General features: G+C 62.3%; 12 protein-coding genes. 8 read left to right on the forward strand and 4 right to left on the reverse strand.

Annotated features, from left to right (window positions below):
• Positions 1-129 precede the first annotated feature (129 nt).
• From adk to C3F38_RS07745, 6 genes are all read left to right on the forward strand, one after another.
• Entirely contained in the window at positions 130-774 is a 645-nt protein-coding gene (gene adk / locus C3F38_RS07720) for an adenylate kinase (protein ID WP_004940261.1), read from the forward strand.
• 165 nt (positions 775-939) lie between these two features.
• Positions 940-2,073 carry a sugar diacid recognition domain-containing protein gene (locus C3F38_RS07725; RefSeq protein ID WP_038875009.1) on the forward strand — a complete coding sequence of 378 codons (1,134 nt, stop codon included), beginning with the start codon at positions 940-942 and terminating at the stop codon, positions 2,071-2,073.
• A 119-nt stretch (positions 2,074-2,192) separates the two neighbouring features.
• Positions 2,193-3,458, forward strand: a complete 1,266-nt coding sequence (locus C3F38_RS07730) for a GntP family permease (RefSeq protein ID WP_047728644.1) — start codon at positions 2,193-2,195, stop codon at positions 3,456-3,458.
• A 9-nt stretch (positions 3,459-3,467) separates the two neighbouring features.
• Positions 3,468-4,631 carry a glycerate kinase gene (locus C3F38_RS07735; RefSeq protein ID WP_048232864.1) on the forward strand — a complete coding sequence of 388 codons (1,164 nt, stop codon included), beginning with the start codon at positions 3,468-3,470 and terminating at the stop codon, positions 4,629-4,631.
• Positions 4,632-4,750: 119 nt separating this feature from the next.
• Positions 4,751-5,713 (forward strand): ferrochelatase, encoded by a 963-nt coding sequence (gene hemH / locus C3F38_RS07740; RefSeq protein WP_004940253.1) that lies wholly within the window; start codon positions 4,751-4,753, stop codon positions 5,711-5,713.
• 90 nt (positions 5,714-5,803) lie between these two features.
• Positions 5,804-7,108 (forward strand): inosine/guanosine kinase, encoded by a 1,305-nt coding sequence (locus C3F38_RS07745; protein ID WP_025301797.1) that lies wholly within the window; start codon positions 5,804-5,806, stop codon positions 7,106-7,108.
• A 58-nt stretch (positions 7,109-7,166) separates the two neighbouring features.
• On the opposite strand, the gene ybaL is transcribed toward C3F38_RS07745, so the two are convergent.
• Positions 7,167-8,858, reverse strand: coding sequence for a YbaL family putative K(+) efflux transporter (ybaL, locus tag C3F38_RS07750; protein ID WP_004940247.1), 1,692 nt, complete (start codon positions 8,856-8,858; stop codon positions 7,167-7,169).
• 245 nt (positions 8,859-9,103) lie between these two features.
• Positions 9,104-10,324: an MFS transporter gene (locus tag C3F38_RS07755; protein WP_055316511.1), complete on the reverse strand. Its 1,221-nt coding sequence runs from the start codon at positions 10,322-10,324 to the stop codon at positions 9,104-9,106.
• Positions 10,325-10,502: 178 nt separating this feature from the next.
• On the opposite strand from C3F38_RS07755, the gene ushA reads away from it, so the two are divergent.
• Together ushA and dacB are read left to right on the forward strand one after the other, a co-directional pair.
• Entirely contained in the window at positions 10,503-12,155 is a 1,653-nt protein-coding gene (gene ushA / locus C3F38_RS07760) for a bifunctional UDP-sugar hydrolase/5'-nucleotidase UshA (protein ID WP_038875022.1), read from the forward strand.
• Positions 12,156-12,305: 150 nt separating this feature from the next.
• Positions 12,306-13,772 carry a D-alanyl-D-alanine carboxypeptidase/D-alanyl-D-alanine-endopeptidase gene (gene dacB, locus C3F38_RS07765; RefSeq protein ID WP_055316510.1) on the forward strand — a complete coding sequence of 489 codons (1,467 nt, stop codon included), beginning with the start codon at positions 12,306-12,308 and terminating at the stop codon, positions 13,770-13,772.
• A gap of 10 nt (positions 13,773-13,782) precedes the next feature.
• Here dacB and ybaK read toward each other — a convergent pair whose 3' ends face one another.
• On the reverse strand, positions 13,783-14,262 hold the full coding sequence (ybaK, locus tag C3F38_RS07770) for a Cys-tRNA(Pro)/Cys-tRNA(Cys) deacylase YbaK (RefSeq protein ID WP_038875028.1): 480 nt from the start codon (positions 14,260-14,262) through the stop codon (positions 13,783-13,785).
• A 228-nt stretch (positions 14,263-14,490) separates the two neighbouring features.
• Positions 14,491-15,297 (reverse strand): TraB/GumN family protein, encoded by an 807-nt coding sequence (locus C3F38_RS07775; RefSeq protein ID WP_038875031.1) that lies wholly within the window; start codon positions 15,295-15,297, stop codon positions 14,491-14,493.
• Between the last annotated feature and the right edge of the window lie 16 nt (positions 15,298-15,313).

Consider the following 15,313-nt stretch of genomic DNA (forward strand, 5'->3'; position numbering starts at 1 on the left):
TGCTTGCCCGCTTTTTTGCACATTCCGCAATCGATTTCCTTCGCGCGCCTTGAGCCTGCCCCCCCTGAAATGGTATCGTTGAGCGTTTTCGCAATTTTATAAAAACTACATAGCAAGGGGATTTACGCAATGCGTATCATTCTGCTGGGCGCTCCGGGCGCTGGTAAAGGTACTCAGGCTCAATTCATCATGGAGAAATACGGCATTCCGCAAATCTCCACCGGTGATATGTTGCGCGCAGCCGTGAAGGCCGGCAGTGAACTGGGCAAGCAGGCGAAAGAGATCATGGACGCCGGCAAGCTGGTGACCGATGAGCTGGTGATCGCGCTGGTCAAAGAGCGCATCGCTCAGGAAGATTGCCGCAAGGGCTTCCTGCTGGACGGTTTCCCACGCACCATTCCGCAGGCTGACGCGATGAAAGAAGCCGGCATCAACGTGGACTTCGTGCTGGAGTTCGACGTGCCGGACGAGCTGATCGTTGACCGCATCGTTGGCCGCCGCGTGCACGCGCCGTCCGGCCGCGTATACCACGTGAAGTTCAATCCGCCGCAGGTGGAAGGCAAAGACGACGTGACCGGCGAAGAGCTGACCACGCGCAAGGACGATCAGGAAGAGACCGTGCGCAAGCGCCTGGTGGAATACCATCAGATGACCGCGCCGCTGATCTCTTACTACAGCAAAGAAGCGGCAGCGGGCAACACCCAATACCGCAAAATCGACGGCACCCGCAAGGTCGCCGAAGTGAGCGCAGAGCTGGCGACCATCCTCGGTTGATCGCAAGCGGATTGTGCATGACGCCGGGCCTGTGGCCCGGCGTTTTTTTTGCCGTTTTCCCGCCAAATTGTGATCGCGGCGGCTTGTTGCGGCCGTGCCCGTTAATCGCCCGCGCCAAATGGCGTATAACAAGCCTGCGTTTTCACCCTCAGCAGGGAGCCGGGCATGCTCAGACAAACCAATCTTCTGGCGGAAGCCACCGCGCGCCAGATCGTCCAGCGGGCGATGGGCATCATCAGCCATTCCGTCAACGTGATGGACAGCAACGGCGTGATTATCGCCTCCGGCAACCCCCAACGCCTGTTCCAGCGCCATGAAGGCGCGGTGCTGGCGCTGGCGGAGAATCGGGTGGTGGAAATCGACCGCGCCACCGCCGAGCACCTGAAGGGCGTGCGGCCCGGCATCAATCTGCCGTTCAGCTTTCGCAACCAGCGGGTGGGGGTGATCGGCATCTCCGGCGAACCGGCCGAGGTGCGCGCCTACGCCGAGCTGGTGAAGATGGCGGCGGAGATGATGGTGGAGCAGGCGGCGCTGCTGGATCAGCACCAGTGGGAAAAGCGCTACCGGGAAGAGCTGGCGAACCAGCTGCTGCAGCCGCAGCCGAACAACGCGTCGCTGGAAGCGATGGCAGCGTATCTGGGATTGGATCTGCGCCAGGCGCGCATCGTGTGGATCGTCGAGCTGCAAGAGGCGCAGCCGCACCTGCTGCGCGAGCTGCTGGCGGAGCTGGAGGCCACCCAGCGCGATGCGTTGATCGCCATTACCGGCTTCAATGAAATGACCCTGCTGCGCCCGGCCTGCATGGCGCAGGGCGAATGGAGCCTTAAGCTGGAACGCCAGCAGGCGCAGCGTTTGCAAAACCAACTCAAACACCGCTTTCGGGTGCGCTTGATCGTCGGCGGTTTTTATGACGATCCGCAAAGCGCCTACCGTTCCAGCCTGACGGCGCGCGCCACCCAGGCGATGGCGCAGCGCCTGAAACTGCGTCATGCCACGCTGTTCTACCACGACTACCCGCTGCCGTCGCTGTTGTGCGATCTGGGGGAGGACTGGCGCGCGCAGGAGCTGGGGCGCCCCTGGCGGACGCTGGGCGAACAGGACGAAAAAGGCGTGCTGCGCGGCACGCTGCGCCACTATTTTTCGCAGAATTGTGATCAGACGCAGACCGCCGCGCAGCTGCATATCCACGTCAATACCCTGCGCTATCGCCTGCAGCGCATCGAAGCGATAACCGGCATGAAAATCAATCAATTAACCGACGCTCTGCGGTTGTATATCGGCATGCTGATGCACGACTGAGTTGTGCCAACCCACAAATTTCACGCCGTTCACCCGGCGATTTTTTGTTGTTTCCCCTCAGGCCAACGCCGGGCGTGCGGGATATGTTGGCCTGCACATCAACCACGGAGAAAACAACAATGACAACCGTATCCACTCTGGGGGCACTGGTGGCGTTAGCCGTCGCCATCGTCCTGATTCTACGCAAGGTGCCACCGGCTTACGGCATGATCGCCGGCGCGCTGGCGGGCGGGCTGTGCGGCGGCGCCGACCTGGTGCAGACCGTAACGCTGATGATCGGCGGGGCGCAGGGCATCACCAACGCCGTGATGCGCATTCTGGCGGCGGGGGTGCTGGCCGGGGTGCTGATCGAATCCGGCGCGGCGCACACCATCGCTGAAACCATCGTGCGCAAGGTGGGCGAAACCCGCGCGCTGCTGGCGCTGGCGGTGGCTACACTGATCCTGACGGCGGTGGGGGTATTTATCGACGTGGCGGTGATCACCGTCGCACCGATCGCGCTGTCGATCGCCCAGAAGGCCGGCATTTCGCGCGCGGCGATCCTGCTGGCGATGATCGGCGGTGGCAAGGCCGGCAACGTGATGTCGCCCAACCCGAACACCATTGCGGCGGCGGACAACTTCCACGTGCCGCTCACTTCGGTGATGATGGCCGGCATCGTGCCGGGGCTGTGCGGCCTGGTGGTGGCCTATCTGCTGGCGCGCCGCCTGAGCGATAAAGGCAGCAAAGTGATGGCCGAAGAGCTGACTCAGCATGGCGAAGGGGCGCGGCCGGGCTTCGCTGCGGCGATCAGCGCGCCGCTGGTGGCGATCCTGCTGTTGTCGCTGCGGCCGATCGCCGGTATCGCCGTCGATCCGCTGATCGCGCTGCCGGCCGGCGGGTTGGCGGGCGCGCTGCTGATGGGGCGTATCCGCCAGTGCAATCATTTTATGGTCTCCGGCCTGTCGCGCATGGCGCCGGTAGCGATCATGCTGCTCGGCACCGGCACGCTGGCGGGCATTATCGCCAACTCGGCGCTGAAGGATGTTTTGATTAACGGCTTAACGCACACCGGGCTGCCGGCCTGGCTTCTGGCGCCGCTGTCCGGCGCGCTGATGTCGATGGCGACCGCGTCGACCACCGCCGGCACCGCCGTGGCTTCCGGGGTGTTCAGCTCTACGCTGCTCGAGCTGGGCGTGAGCGGGCTGGCCGGTGCGGCGATGATCCATGCGGGCGCCACGGTGTTGGATCACCTGCCGCACGGCAGCTTCTTCCACGCTACCGGTGGCAGCGTCAATATGGCGGTGCACGAGCGGCTGAAGCTGTTGCCGTATGAAACGCTGGTGGGATTCACCATCGCGGCAATCTCGGCGCTGATGTTTGGCGTGTTTAACCTGGCGGGATAAGGAACAGTGATGAAAACGCTGAAAAAAGTGGTTATTGCCCCGGATTCTTTCAAAGAGAGCCTGAGCGCGCTCGGCGTTGCCGACGCCATCGAGCGGGGATTCCGCCAAATTTATCCGCAGGCGCACTACGTGAAGCTGCCGATGGCGGACGGCGGCGAAGGCACGGTGGAGTCAATGGTGGCGGCCACCGGCGGCGAAATCGTCCAGGTGACGGTCACCGGGCCGCTGGGGGAGCCGGTACAGGGGTTCTATGGCCTGCTGGGCGACGGCGAAACCGCAGTGATTGAAATGGCCGCCGCTTCCGGGCTGCACCTGGCGCCGCCCGGCCGGCGCGATCCGCGCATCACCACCAGTTACGGCACCGGCGAACTGATGCTGGCGGCGCTGGAGCGCGGCGTGAAGGCGATCATTCTCGGCATTGGCGGCAGCGCCACTAACGACGGCGGCGCCGGGATGATGCAGGCGCTGGGCGTGAAGTTGCTGGATAAGGATCGCCGGCCGCTGCCGGTGGGCGGGGCAGCCCTGGCGCAGCTGGCGCACCTCGATCTCACCGGGCTGGATGCGCGTTGGCAACGGGTGAGCGTAACCGCCGCCTGCGACGTCGATAACCCGCTGTGCGGCGAAAAGGGCGCCTCGGCGGTGTTTGGGCCGCAGAAGGGGGCGACGCCGGAGATGGTGGCGCAGCTCGATGCGGCACTGCATCACTATGGTGAATTGCTGGAACGGGAAACCGGCCGCGCCGTGCTCACCCAGCCGGGCGCGGGGGCGGCGGGCGGCATGGGGGCGGCGCTGCTCGGCATGCTCAGCGCGCGCTTGCGGCCGGGCATCGAGATCGTCACCGAAACTCTGCGTCTGGATGAGGCGGTGCGCGATGCCGATTTGGTGATCACCGGCGAAGGGCGGCTGGACAGCCAGTCGATCCACGGCAAAACGCCGATCGGCGTGGCTCGGGTGGCCAAGCGCCACGGGGTGCCGGTGATCGCCATCGCCGGCAGCCTGACGCCGGATTACCAGGTGGTGCATCAACACGGTATCGACGCGGCGTTTTCGGTGCTCGACCGCATCGTAACGCTGGAGGAAGCGCTGGCGGACGCCGATTGCAATCTGCAGGTGACGGCGCGCAACGTGGCGGCGGTGTGGCAACTGGCGCAAAGGGAAGGCCCACAGGCATAGCCTGTTGCTGTTATCGGTTTCGATGCAGGACTTTTCCGTTACAATAGCCGGCATTAATGGCTGCTGACATCCCGACCCAGAACGGAATGCCGGCCGGAAAGGAAATGAGGGGAACTGAGATGAAGCAAGAGAAACACGGCGTATTGCTGGTGAACCTGGGCACACCAGATGCGCCGACCTCGTCGGCGGTCAAACGCTATCTGAAGGAATTCCTCAGTGACGATCGCGTGGTCGATACGGCGCCGCTGATCTGGTGGCCGATCCTCAACGGCGCGATCTTGCCGATCCGTTCGCCGCGCGTGGCGAAGCTGTATCAATCGGTGTGGATGGAAGAGGGCTCGCCGCTGCTGGTGTACAGCCGCCGCCAACAGCGGGCGCTGGCGGCGCGCATGCCGAATACGCCGGTGGAGCTGGGCATGAGCTACGGCTCGCCGAGTCTGGCGGAAGCCATCGACAAGCTGCTGGCGCAGGGCGTGACCAACCTGGTGGTGCTGCCGCTCTATCCGCAATATTCCTGTTCCACCAGCGCGGCGGTATGGGATGGCGTGGCGCGAGTGCTGAAAGGCTATCGCCGTTTGCCTTCTGTGGCCTTCATCCGCGATTACGCCGAACACCCGGCCTACATCGCCGCGCTGCAGCAAAGCGTGGAGCGCTCGTTCGCCGAGCACGGCCAGCCGGATCGGCTGGTGCTGTCGTTCCACGGCATCCCCAAACGCTATGCGCGCCTGGGCGACGACTACCCGCAGCGCTGCGAGGATACGCTACGTGCGCTGAGCGCCACGCTGCCGCTGGCGCCGGAGCGAGTGATGATGACGTACCAATCGCGCTTCGGCCGCGAGCCGTGGCTGACGCCGTACACCGATGAGACCCTAAAGGGGCTGCCGGCGCAGGGCGTGAAGCACATTCAGCTGATTTGCCCGGGTTTCTCGGCGGACTGCCTGGAAACGCTGGAAGAGATCAAAGAACAGAACCGCGAGATCTTCCTCAAGGCCGGCGGCGAGAAGTTTGAATATATCTCGGCGTTGAACGACGAGCCGGCGCATATCGATATGATGCAGCAGCTGGTGGCGCAGCGCCTGTAATCATCCATAATCTGTATATTAGATGCATCGTGATCGGGCGGGGATGTGTTAACATTCTCCGCTTGTTAAACCGTCACCACCGCCAATCACATGAAATTTCCTGGTAAACGCAAGTCCAAACACTATTTCCCGGTGAGCGCCCGCGATCCGCTTCTGCAGCAGGCCCAGCCCGAAAGTGAAATCAGCACCTCGTATATCGTCGGCATCGATCAGACGCTGGTGGATATCGAGGCGAAAGTGGACGACGCTTTTGTCCAGCGCTACGGCCTGAGCCTGGGCCACTCTCTGGTGATTGAAGACGACGTCGCCGAGGCGCTGTATCAGGAACTGAATGAAAACAACCTGGTTACCCATCAGTTCGCCGGCGGCACCATCGGCAATACCATGCACAACTATTCGGTGCTGGCGGACGATCGCTCGGTGCTGCTCGGCGTGATGTGCAGCAACGTGAAAATCGGCAGCTATGCCTACCGTTACCTGTGCAATACCTCCAGCCGTACCGATCTTAACTATCTGCAGGGCGTTGATGGCGCCATCGGCCGCTGTTTCACGCTGATTGGCGAAAGCGGCGAGCGCACCTTCGCCATCAACCCGGGCCAGATGAACCAGCTGCGCCCGGAAAGCATTCCTGAAGAGGTGATCGCCGGCGCGTCGGCGCTGGTGCTGAGCTCTTATCTGGTGCGCTGCAAGGAAGGGGAGCCGATGAAGGCTGCCACTCTGCAGGCGATCGAATACGCCAAAAAACACGACGTGCCGGTGGTATTGACGCTGGGCACCAAGTACGTGATCGCCGACAACCCGCAGTGGTGGCGCGACTTCCTGAAGGAAAACGTGACGATTCTGGCGATGAACGAAGACGAAGCGCTGGAGCTGACCGGGCTAAGCGATCCGTTGACCGCCTCGGACATGGCGCTGGAGTGGGTGGATCTGGTGCTGTGCACCGCCGGGCCGAACGGCCTGTATATGGCGGGCTACACCGAAGAGGCCAACAAGCGGCAGACCCAGCACCCGCTGTTGCCGGGGCATATCGCCGAGTTCAACCGCTACGAATTCAGCCGCGCCATGCGCCGTGAACACTGTGAAAATCCGCTGCGCGTTTATTCGCACATCGCGCCGTATATGGGCGGGCCGGAGAGGATCATGAACACCAACGGCGCCGGCGACGGCGCGCTGTCGGCGTTGCTGCACGATATTGCCGCCAACGGCTATCACCGCCATAACGTGCCGAATTCCAGCAAGCACGTGCGCAGCTACCTGACTTATTCCTCCCTGGCGCAGGTGTGCAAATACGCCAACCGCGTCAGCTACCAGGTGTTGAACCAGCATTCGCCGCGCCTCACCCGTGGCCTGCCGGAGCGGGAAGACAGCCTGGAAGAATCCTACTGGGAGCGTTAACCCGCTGAAAAAGAAAAGGTCCGGCAATGCCGGACCTTTTTTTGTGCGCCGTGGCGCTTCAGATCGGGCAGCCGCCCATTTTTTCTTCTTCGCTCAGGGTATCCAGCTGCAGGATGTTCAGCATGCTGTTGGCGATCTCCCGTTCGCCCATCACCACCTGGTTGGCGCCGCGATCGGTGATGTAGGCCACTTCGTCGTCGTAGTGGGCGCGGGCGATGATCTCGATGTTCGGCCGCTTGGCGCGCGCCGAGGCGACGATCTCGCCGGCCTCATAGCCGTTGGGGATGGTCAGCAGCAGCCAGCGCGCGCAGTCGAGCCGCGCCAGATCCATCACTTCCGGATTGGCGGCGTTGCCCAGCACCGTCTTGATGCCCTGTTCGCGCAGCGCTTCCACCCGCGGGCGGGAGTTCTCGATCACCACCAGCGGAATGCCCGCCTCGGCCAGTTTGCCGCCCAGCAGGCTGCCGACGCGGCCGTAGCCGACCACCAGCGCGTGGTTGCACATGTCCACCGGGATCTGCTTCTCTTCTTCCACCGCCTCTTCGAGAATTTGCTCTTCGATGGTTTCGGTTTTGGCCAGATAGCGCTCCAGCAGGGTGAACAGCAGCGGGTTGAGCATGATGGACAGAATGGCGCCGGCCAGCACCAGATTGCGCCCGTGTTCCGACATCATGCCCAGCGCGATGCCGAGGCCCGCCAGAATAAAGGCGAACTCGCCGATCTGCGCCAGGCTGGCGGAGATGGTCAGCGCGGTGCGCTTGGAGTGACCGAACATTTTCACCAGCAGGAACGCGGCGGCAGATTTGCCGAACACGATGATCGCCAGCGTCGCCAGCACCGCCAGCGGTTCGTTAATCACGATCATCGGATCGAACAGCATGCCGACCGAGACGAAGAACAGCACCGCAAACGCGTCGCGCAGCGGCAGGGTGTCGTGCGCCGCGCGGTGGCTCAGCTCGGACTCGTTCAGCACCATGCCGGCGAAGAAGGCGCCCAGTGCGAAGGAGACGTCGAACAGCTTCACCGCGCCGTAGGCGATGCCGAGCGCCAGCGCCAACACCGCCAGGGTGAACAGCTCGCGCGAGCCGGTGCTGGCGGTTTTCGACAGGATCCACGGCACCAGGCGGCGGCCGACCACGATCATCAACGCGATGAAGGCGATGACTTTACCGATGGTCAGCGCCAGCTCCATCAGCAGCTGGCTGCTGCTGGCGTTGTCGTTGCCCAGCATATTGCCGAAGGCGGGCAGCAATACCAGCGTCAGCACCATCGCCAAATCTTCGACGATCAGCCAGCCGATGGCGATTTGCCCGCGCTGGCTGTCGATCAGCTGCCGTTCCTCCAGGGCGCGCAGCAGCACCACGGTGCTGGCGGTGGAGAGGCAGAGGCCGAACACCAGACCGGAGATCAGATCCCAGCCGAGCAGCTTGGACAGCCCCATACCGAGCAGGGTAGCGACGGCTATCTGCGCCACGGCGCCGGGAATGGCGATAGATTTTACTGCGAGGAGGTCTTTCAAAGAGAAGTGCAGGCCAACACCGAACATCAACAGGATAACGCCGATTTCCGCCAGTTCCGGCGCCAGTGAGGTATCGGCGACGAAACCGGGGGTGAACGGGCCGGCGAGCACCCCTGCGGCCAGATACCCCACCAGAGGGGAGATGCGCAGGCGGTTCGCCAGCATGCCGAGGAGGAAGGCGAGTACTAACCCTCCGACGATGGTGGTGATGAGCGGTGTTGAATTATGCATCCATACTCCTTCTGGCTATGCATCGCGGCACGGGAGAAACGCAACAAAGTTACGAAAAGATACATTTAGTTTATTGCATTTGTTCGCGGCTTGCTTGGCTAATTTGGCATTTTTTGTAAAAAAGCAGAGGATTTCACTTAAGGCGCGGCAATGAGGAGATTTTGTGTCAGATAAGCCAAATAACATTGGTTTATCCGTGGGATAACCCGGATTAATAAATAATTTCATCCGGGCATTCAGCGGGGTTATTGCGCTTTATGTTCCATATTAGGCAGTAGCGCCGTGATAATGCCGATCAGCGGCAGGAAAGCACAGATTTGGTAGACCAGCTCGATACTGGTCAAATCGGCGACATAACCAAGAACTGCCGCACCTAACCCACCCATACCGAAAGCAAAACCGAAGAATAAGCCGGAAACCATGCCGACTTTACCGGGGATCAGCTCCTGCGCGTAGACCAGGATGGCGGAGAACGCCGAGGCGAGAATAACCCCGATGATCACTGTCAAAATGCCGGTCCAATACAGGGATGAGTAGGGTAAAATAAGGGTAAACGGCGCGGCGCCGAGAATGGAGCCCAAAATAACATATTTACGCCCTATCTTGTCGCCGAGAGGCCCGCCGATAATGGTGCAGACCGCCACTGCGAACAGGAATGCGAACAGGTGAATCTGTGCATTCTGCACCGAAATGCCGAACTTATGTATCAGATAAAAGGTGTAATAGCTGCTGATGCTGGCCAGATAGAAGTATTTGGAGAAAATCAGCACCAGCAGGATGCCCAGCGAGTAGGCAACGGTACGTTTTGGCAGCGGTTTCAGCAGCGACGGGCTTTTCGGCTGCCCTTTAGTTGCCCGGTGCTGATGTTGATACCACTTGCTGACCTGCAGCAACACCACGATCGCCAGCAGCGCCGCCAGCGAGAACCAGGCGACGTTGCCCTTGCCGTAAGGCGCGATGATCAGCGCCGCCAGCAGCGGGCCGAGCGAGCTGCCGAAGTTGCCGCCGACCTGGAACAGCGACTGCGCCAGGCCGTGCCGGCCGCCGGAGGCCATGCGTGCCACGCGCGAGGATTCCGGGTGGAACACCGATGAGCCGGTGCCCACCAGCGCCGCCGCCAGCAGCACCAGCGGGAAGGTGCTCGCCACCGACAGCAGCAGCAGGCCGGACAGGGTAAAGCCCATGCCGATCGGCAACGAGTAAGGCTGCGGGTGTTTATCGGTGTAATAGCCAATCAGCGGCTGCAGCAGCGAGGCCGTCAGCTGATAGGTCAGGGTAATCATGCCGATCTGCACGAAGCTGAGGTGAAAATCGGCTTGCAGGATCGGGTAAATCGCCAGGATCAGCGACTGGATCATATCGTTGAGCAGGTGAGACACGCTGATGGCGCCAAGGATGGAGAAGGCGGTTCCCTTCACTGCGCTGCCCTTGGCGGGCGGCATCGCGCTTTGGCTACTGTCGGTCATATTATTATTAGCCTGATAAGTTGTTGAGCACAGAGATGACATCTTAGGCAGGGCGCTCAATTTTTACCATATCTGAAATAATCAGACTCACATCGCAAAAATTTGAAATCAGCTGTCATTAATTCGCGCTACAATTTCGCCCTCATCATAAAAGCCATTTAATACACGGAGATTCGCCATGCGTTTTTCGCTGAAAACCACCGCATGCGCGTTGGCCGTTTCCCTGACGTTGCTGTCGGGGGCCGCCAGTGCCTGGGAAAAGGATAAGACCTACGCCATCACCATTCTGCACACCAACGATCATCACGGTCACTTCTGGCAGAACGATCACGGCGAATACGGCCTGGGCGCGCAGAAAACGCTGGTGGACGGCATTCGTCAGGAAGTGGCGGCGCAGGGCGGCAGCCTGCTGCTGCTGTCGGGCGGCGATATCAACACCGGCGTGCCGGAATCGGATCTGCAAGACGCCGAGCCGGACTTCCGCGGCATGAACCTGGTGGGTTACGACGCGATGGCGATCGGTAACCACGAATTCGACAATCCGCTGAGCGTGCTGCGCCAGCAGGAAAAATGGGCGACCTTTCCGCTGTTGTCCGCCAACATCTATCAGAAAAGCACCGGCCAGCGCCTGTTCAAGCCTTACGCCTTGTTCGACAAGCAGGGCATCAAGATCGCGGTGATCGGCCTGACGACCGACGACACCGCGAAAATGGGCAACCCGGAGTACTTTACCGACATTGAATTCCGCGTGCCGGCGCCGGAGGCGAAGCGGGTGGTGGAGCAATTGCGCAAGGACGAGAAGCCGGACGTGATCATCGCCGCTACCCACATGGGGCACTATGACAACGGCGAACACGGCTCCAACGCGCCGGGCGACGTGGAGATGGCGCGCAGCCTGCCGGCCGGGTATCTCGACATGATCGTCGGCGGCCACTCGCAGGATCCGGTGTGCATGGCCGGCGACAACCGTAAGCAGGTGGACTATGTGCCGGGCACGCCGTGCTCGCCGGATCGCCAGAACGGCACCTGGATCGTGCAGGCGCATGAGTGGGGCAAATACGTGGGCCGCGCCGACTTCGAATTCCGCAACGGTGAGCTGAAGCTGGTGCATTATCAGCTGATCCCGGTGAACCTGAAGAAGAAGGTGGAGAAGGCGGACGGCACCAGCGAGCGCGTGTATTACACCCGGCAGATCGCGGAAGACCCGGCCATGATGAAGCTGCTGACGCCGTTCCAGGAGAAGGGCAAGGAGCAGCTGAGCGTGAAGATCGGCAGCGTTAACGGCAAGCTGGAGGGCGATCGCAGCAAGGTGCGCTTCGTGCAGACCAACCTGGCGCGGGTGATGTTGGCCGCGCAGAGGGAGCGCGCCGATGCCGACTTCGCGGTGATGAGCGGCGGTGGGGTGCGTGATTCCATTGAAAGCGGCGATATCACCTACAAAAACGTGCTCAAGGTACAGCCGTTCGGCAACACCCTGGTGCATGTCGATATGAAAGGCAGCGAGGTTGAGCAGTACCTGGCGGTAGTGGCCAACATGAAGCCGGATTCCGGCGCCTACGCCCAGTTCGCCAACGTCAGCCTGGTGGCGGACGGCAAGGGCGTCAGCGAGGTGAAGATCAACGGCCAGCCGCTGCAGGCGGATAAAACCTACCGCATGGCGACGCTGAACTTCAATGCGCTGGGCGGCGACGGCTATCCGAAGCTGGATGGGCTGCCGAGCTACGTCAACACCGGCTTTATCGATGCCGAGGTGCTCAAGCAGTACATCGAGAAACACTCGCCGCTGGATGCGGCGGCTTACGAACCGAAGGGCGAGATCGTTTATCGCTAATCGCCACCGCGGCGGCCTGCTCCCCTGTGGGTGGGCCGCCTGTTTTCCCGCCGAAATCCTCCTTCAAACGCACGCAAAAGTCGCCGCCGCCGCCTTCCAATGTTAGCCTGAGCAACAATTTGGTTTTGATAACGCAAGCAGGGAGATGACATGTTGAAAACCGCAGGCTGGCTGCTGCCCGCCATCCTGGCACTGGCGGGGTGTTCGTCATCCGGCCAACGCCATGAGCAAACGCTCAGCCAGGCGCTGGCGACCATCGGCCAAGACAAGGCGCTGGTTGGCGCGTCGAGTGGCGTGATGGTGCGCGATGCCGACAGCGGCACCGTGCTGTATCAGGCGCACGCGCAGCAGCGCCTGGCGCCGGCTTCCAACATGAAGATGTTCACTTCTCTGGCGGCGTTCGGCGTGCTGGGGGCGGATTACCGGTTTGAAACACGGCTGTTGACCACCGGCGAGCAGCGCGGCGACACCTTGCAGGGGGATCTCTATCTGCAGGGCAGCGGCGATCCGACGTTGCATCCGGACGATCTCGACACCTTCGCCGCCACGCTGGCGCAGCGCGGCATTCGCCAGATTCATGGGCGGCTGATCCTGGACGCCAACGCGTTCGATCAAACGCCCTTCGGCGCCGGCTGGAGCTGGGACGACGAACCCTTCGCCTTCGCCGCGCCGATCTCGGCGCTGAACTACGCCTTTACCCCCGGCGGCGATATCAACGTGGTGCGGGTAGACGTGCAGCCGGGTGCCCGCGCCGGTGCGCCGGGGCAGGTGAGTTTCTATCCCGCCAATGACGCGGTGACGCTGGTCAACCGCACCACCACCGGCGGCGACACTGCACTGACGTTCGATCGCCAGCCGGGCAGCAACCGAATCGTGGTCAGCGGCACCATCGCCGCGCAGGCGGAGACCCGCTCGCGATTGATCACCGTCGATCAACCGGCCCGCGTGATCGGCGCCTTATTGCAACATGCGCTGCACGCGCACGGCATCACGCTGCGCGGTAACGCGGAAGAGGGAGTGACCCCTGCTGATGCCCGGTTGCTGGCCGAAAAAAACTCGCCGCCGCTCTCCCGCCTGGCCGTCACCTTCCTGAAGGTGTCCAACAACGGTTACGGCGAGGTACTGACCAAGGCGATGGGCCGCAAGACGCAGGGCAAGGGGGATTGGGCCGCCGGCCTGCAGGCGATCGGCCAGTTTGTGCAAAGCCAGGGCATCGCGGCCGGCGCTTACCGTCAGGTAGACGGTTCCGGGCTGTCGCGCATGAACCAAATCACGGCGCAGCAGCTGACGACGCTGCTGCTGGCGGCCAGGAAACAGCCGTGGTTTGCCGCCTGGTATAACGCCTTGCCCATCGCGGGCCAGCCGGGGTTGCTGGTGGGCGGTACGCTGCAGAGCCGCATGGTGAAGACGGCGGCGGCGGGCCGCGCCCACGCCAAGAGCGGCTCCATGACCGGGGTCTCGTCGCTCAGCGGCTATGTCGACTCGGCGACTGGGCGGCCGTTGGCGTTCGCCATCATCAGCAACAACTATCTGGTGCCCGGCGCGGAGGTGAAGGCGCTGGAGGACCGCCTGGTCGAGACGCTGGCGGCCTGTGACGCCACGGTGGTGTGCCGCTGAGCGCGCGGCGTCAGTCGCGTTTGGCGATGTCGGCGAAGCTGCCGGCCAGCAGGCGGCACAGATCGGCGGCGGCCAGCTCGATGTCCAGCCCGCGTTTGCCGCCGGAAACGTAGATGGTGGCGAACGCTTGCGCCGGGCTGTCGATCACCGTCGGCAGCCGTTTTTTCTGCCCCAGCGGGCTGATGCCGCCCACCAGATACCCGGTGACGCGCTGCGCCAGCTGCGGATCGGCCATCTCGGCCTTTTTGGCACCGAGGGCGCGGGCGACCTTTTTCAGATCCAGCTGGGTGGCGACCGGCGTGACCGCCACCGCCAGGTGTTTGGCGTCGCCGTTCAGCGCCACCAGCAAGGTTTTGTAAACCCGATCGGCATCCAACCCCAGCTTTCTCACCGCTTCGTCGCCGAAATTAGTTTCTTCGCTGTCGTGGTGATACGGATGAAGGGTAAAGGTGACCTTTTGTTTTTCGAGCAGAACGACTGCGGGCGTCATGATGTGTTGTCCAGAATGTCCCCTGCGGGGGAAGGGTGATAACCAGCTTTAAAAATACAAAAATCCGACCTGCCCGGCAACCTGAGCGGCTGTTACATAAAGCGGGTTGCCAAGATATTCACCGGGTTGCTACCCTGTTTACTGTAACCGTTAACACGGTTGCTATGCGTATAACTAGAATACAAGAAATTCCTCTTTGACTGGCCAATAGCGATATTGGCCTCTTTTTTAGCCCTGTGGCTGCAGCATCGCCGGCAGGTTATCCTCGCCGTACAGGTGCAATGCGCCAACTGCCACCACATAGTCCCCGGCCGGCAGCGCCTCCAGCTGACGCCGCCAGTCGCGATTGCGCTGATGCATCAGCACGTCGTACAGCCCGGCGCTGAAGGTGGCGGGCAGGGTGTCCAGCGTGCCGCGCGGTTTGGCGTCCAGCCACCAGCTCACCATGGTTTGCAGCAGCCGCGCGTTGGTGTGCCAGTGCTCCAGCGTATCGCGCAGCAGCGCAATACCGCCTTCCGGCAGCTGTTCCAGCATCGCCAGCTGCTGCTGCGCCCCTTCCAGCTCGATCACCGGTTTGTCCTGCGCCCGGGCGGCCTGCAGCAGCTGATAGTCCACGCCGTACTCTGCCCGCAGCCCCAGACGCTGAGCCTGGCGCGCCTGCATCATCAGCGCGACCTGCCAGCCGGGCAGGGTGACGAAGGCCTCTGGATCGGCGCCCAGCTCATGGCACAGCGCCAGCAGCCGTTGATATTCTTCGGCGGACAGGCGCTGTTCCAGCGCCGGCTGCAGCTCGGCGTGGTCGAAAGGCGAGGCGGAATCGGTGATATCGGCTTCGACGATCAGCGCGTCGGCCTGTTGCAGCCGGGCGGCCAGCCGGGATGGCAACGGCGACATATCGACGGTGCCCATATGGATGCTGCCCACCAGATGCAGCCGACGATCGCCCGGCAGAGTGATGTCCAACGCCGGATAAGCGTAACGTTTGGGCGAGATCAGGCCGAGAAAGGCGGCGAGGCGGCGTAACAGTTGACCCATACGGCGTGGCTCCTGA

The organism is Serratia sp. SSNIH1 (assembly GCF_002935055.1).
Classification (GTDB): Bacteria; Pseudomonadota; Gammaproteobacteria; order Enterobacterales; family Enterobacteriaceae; genus Serratia; species Serratia nevei.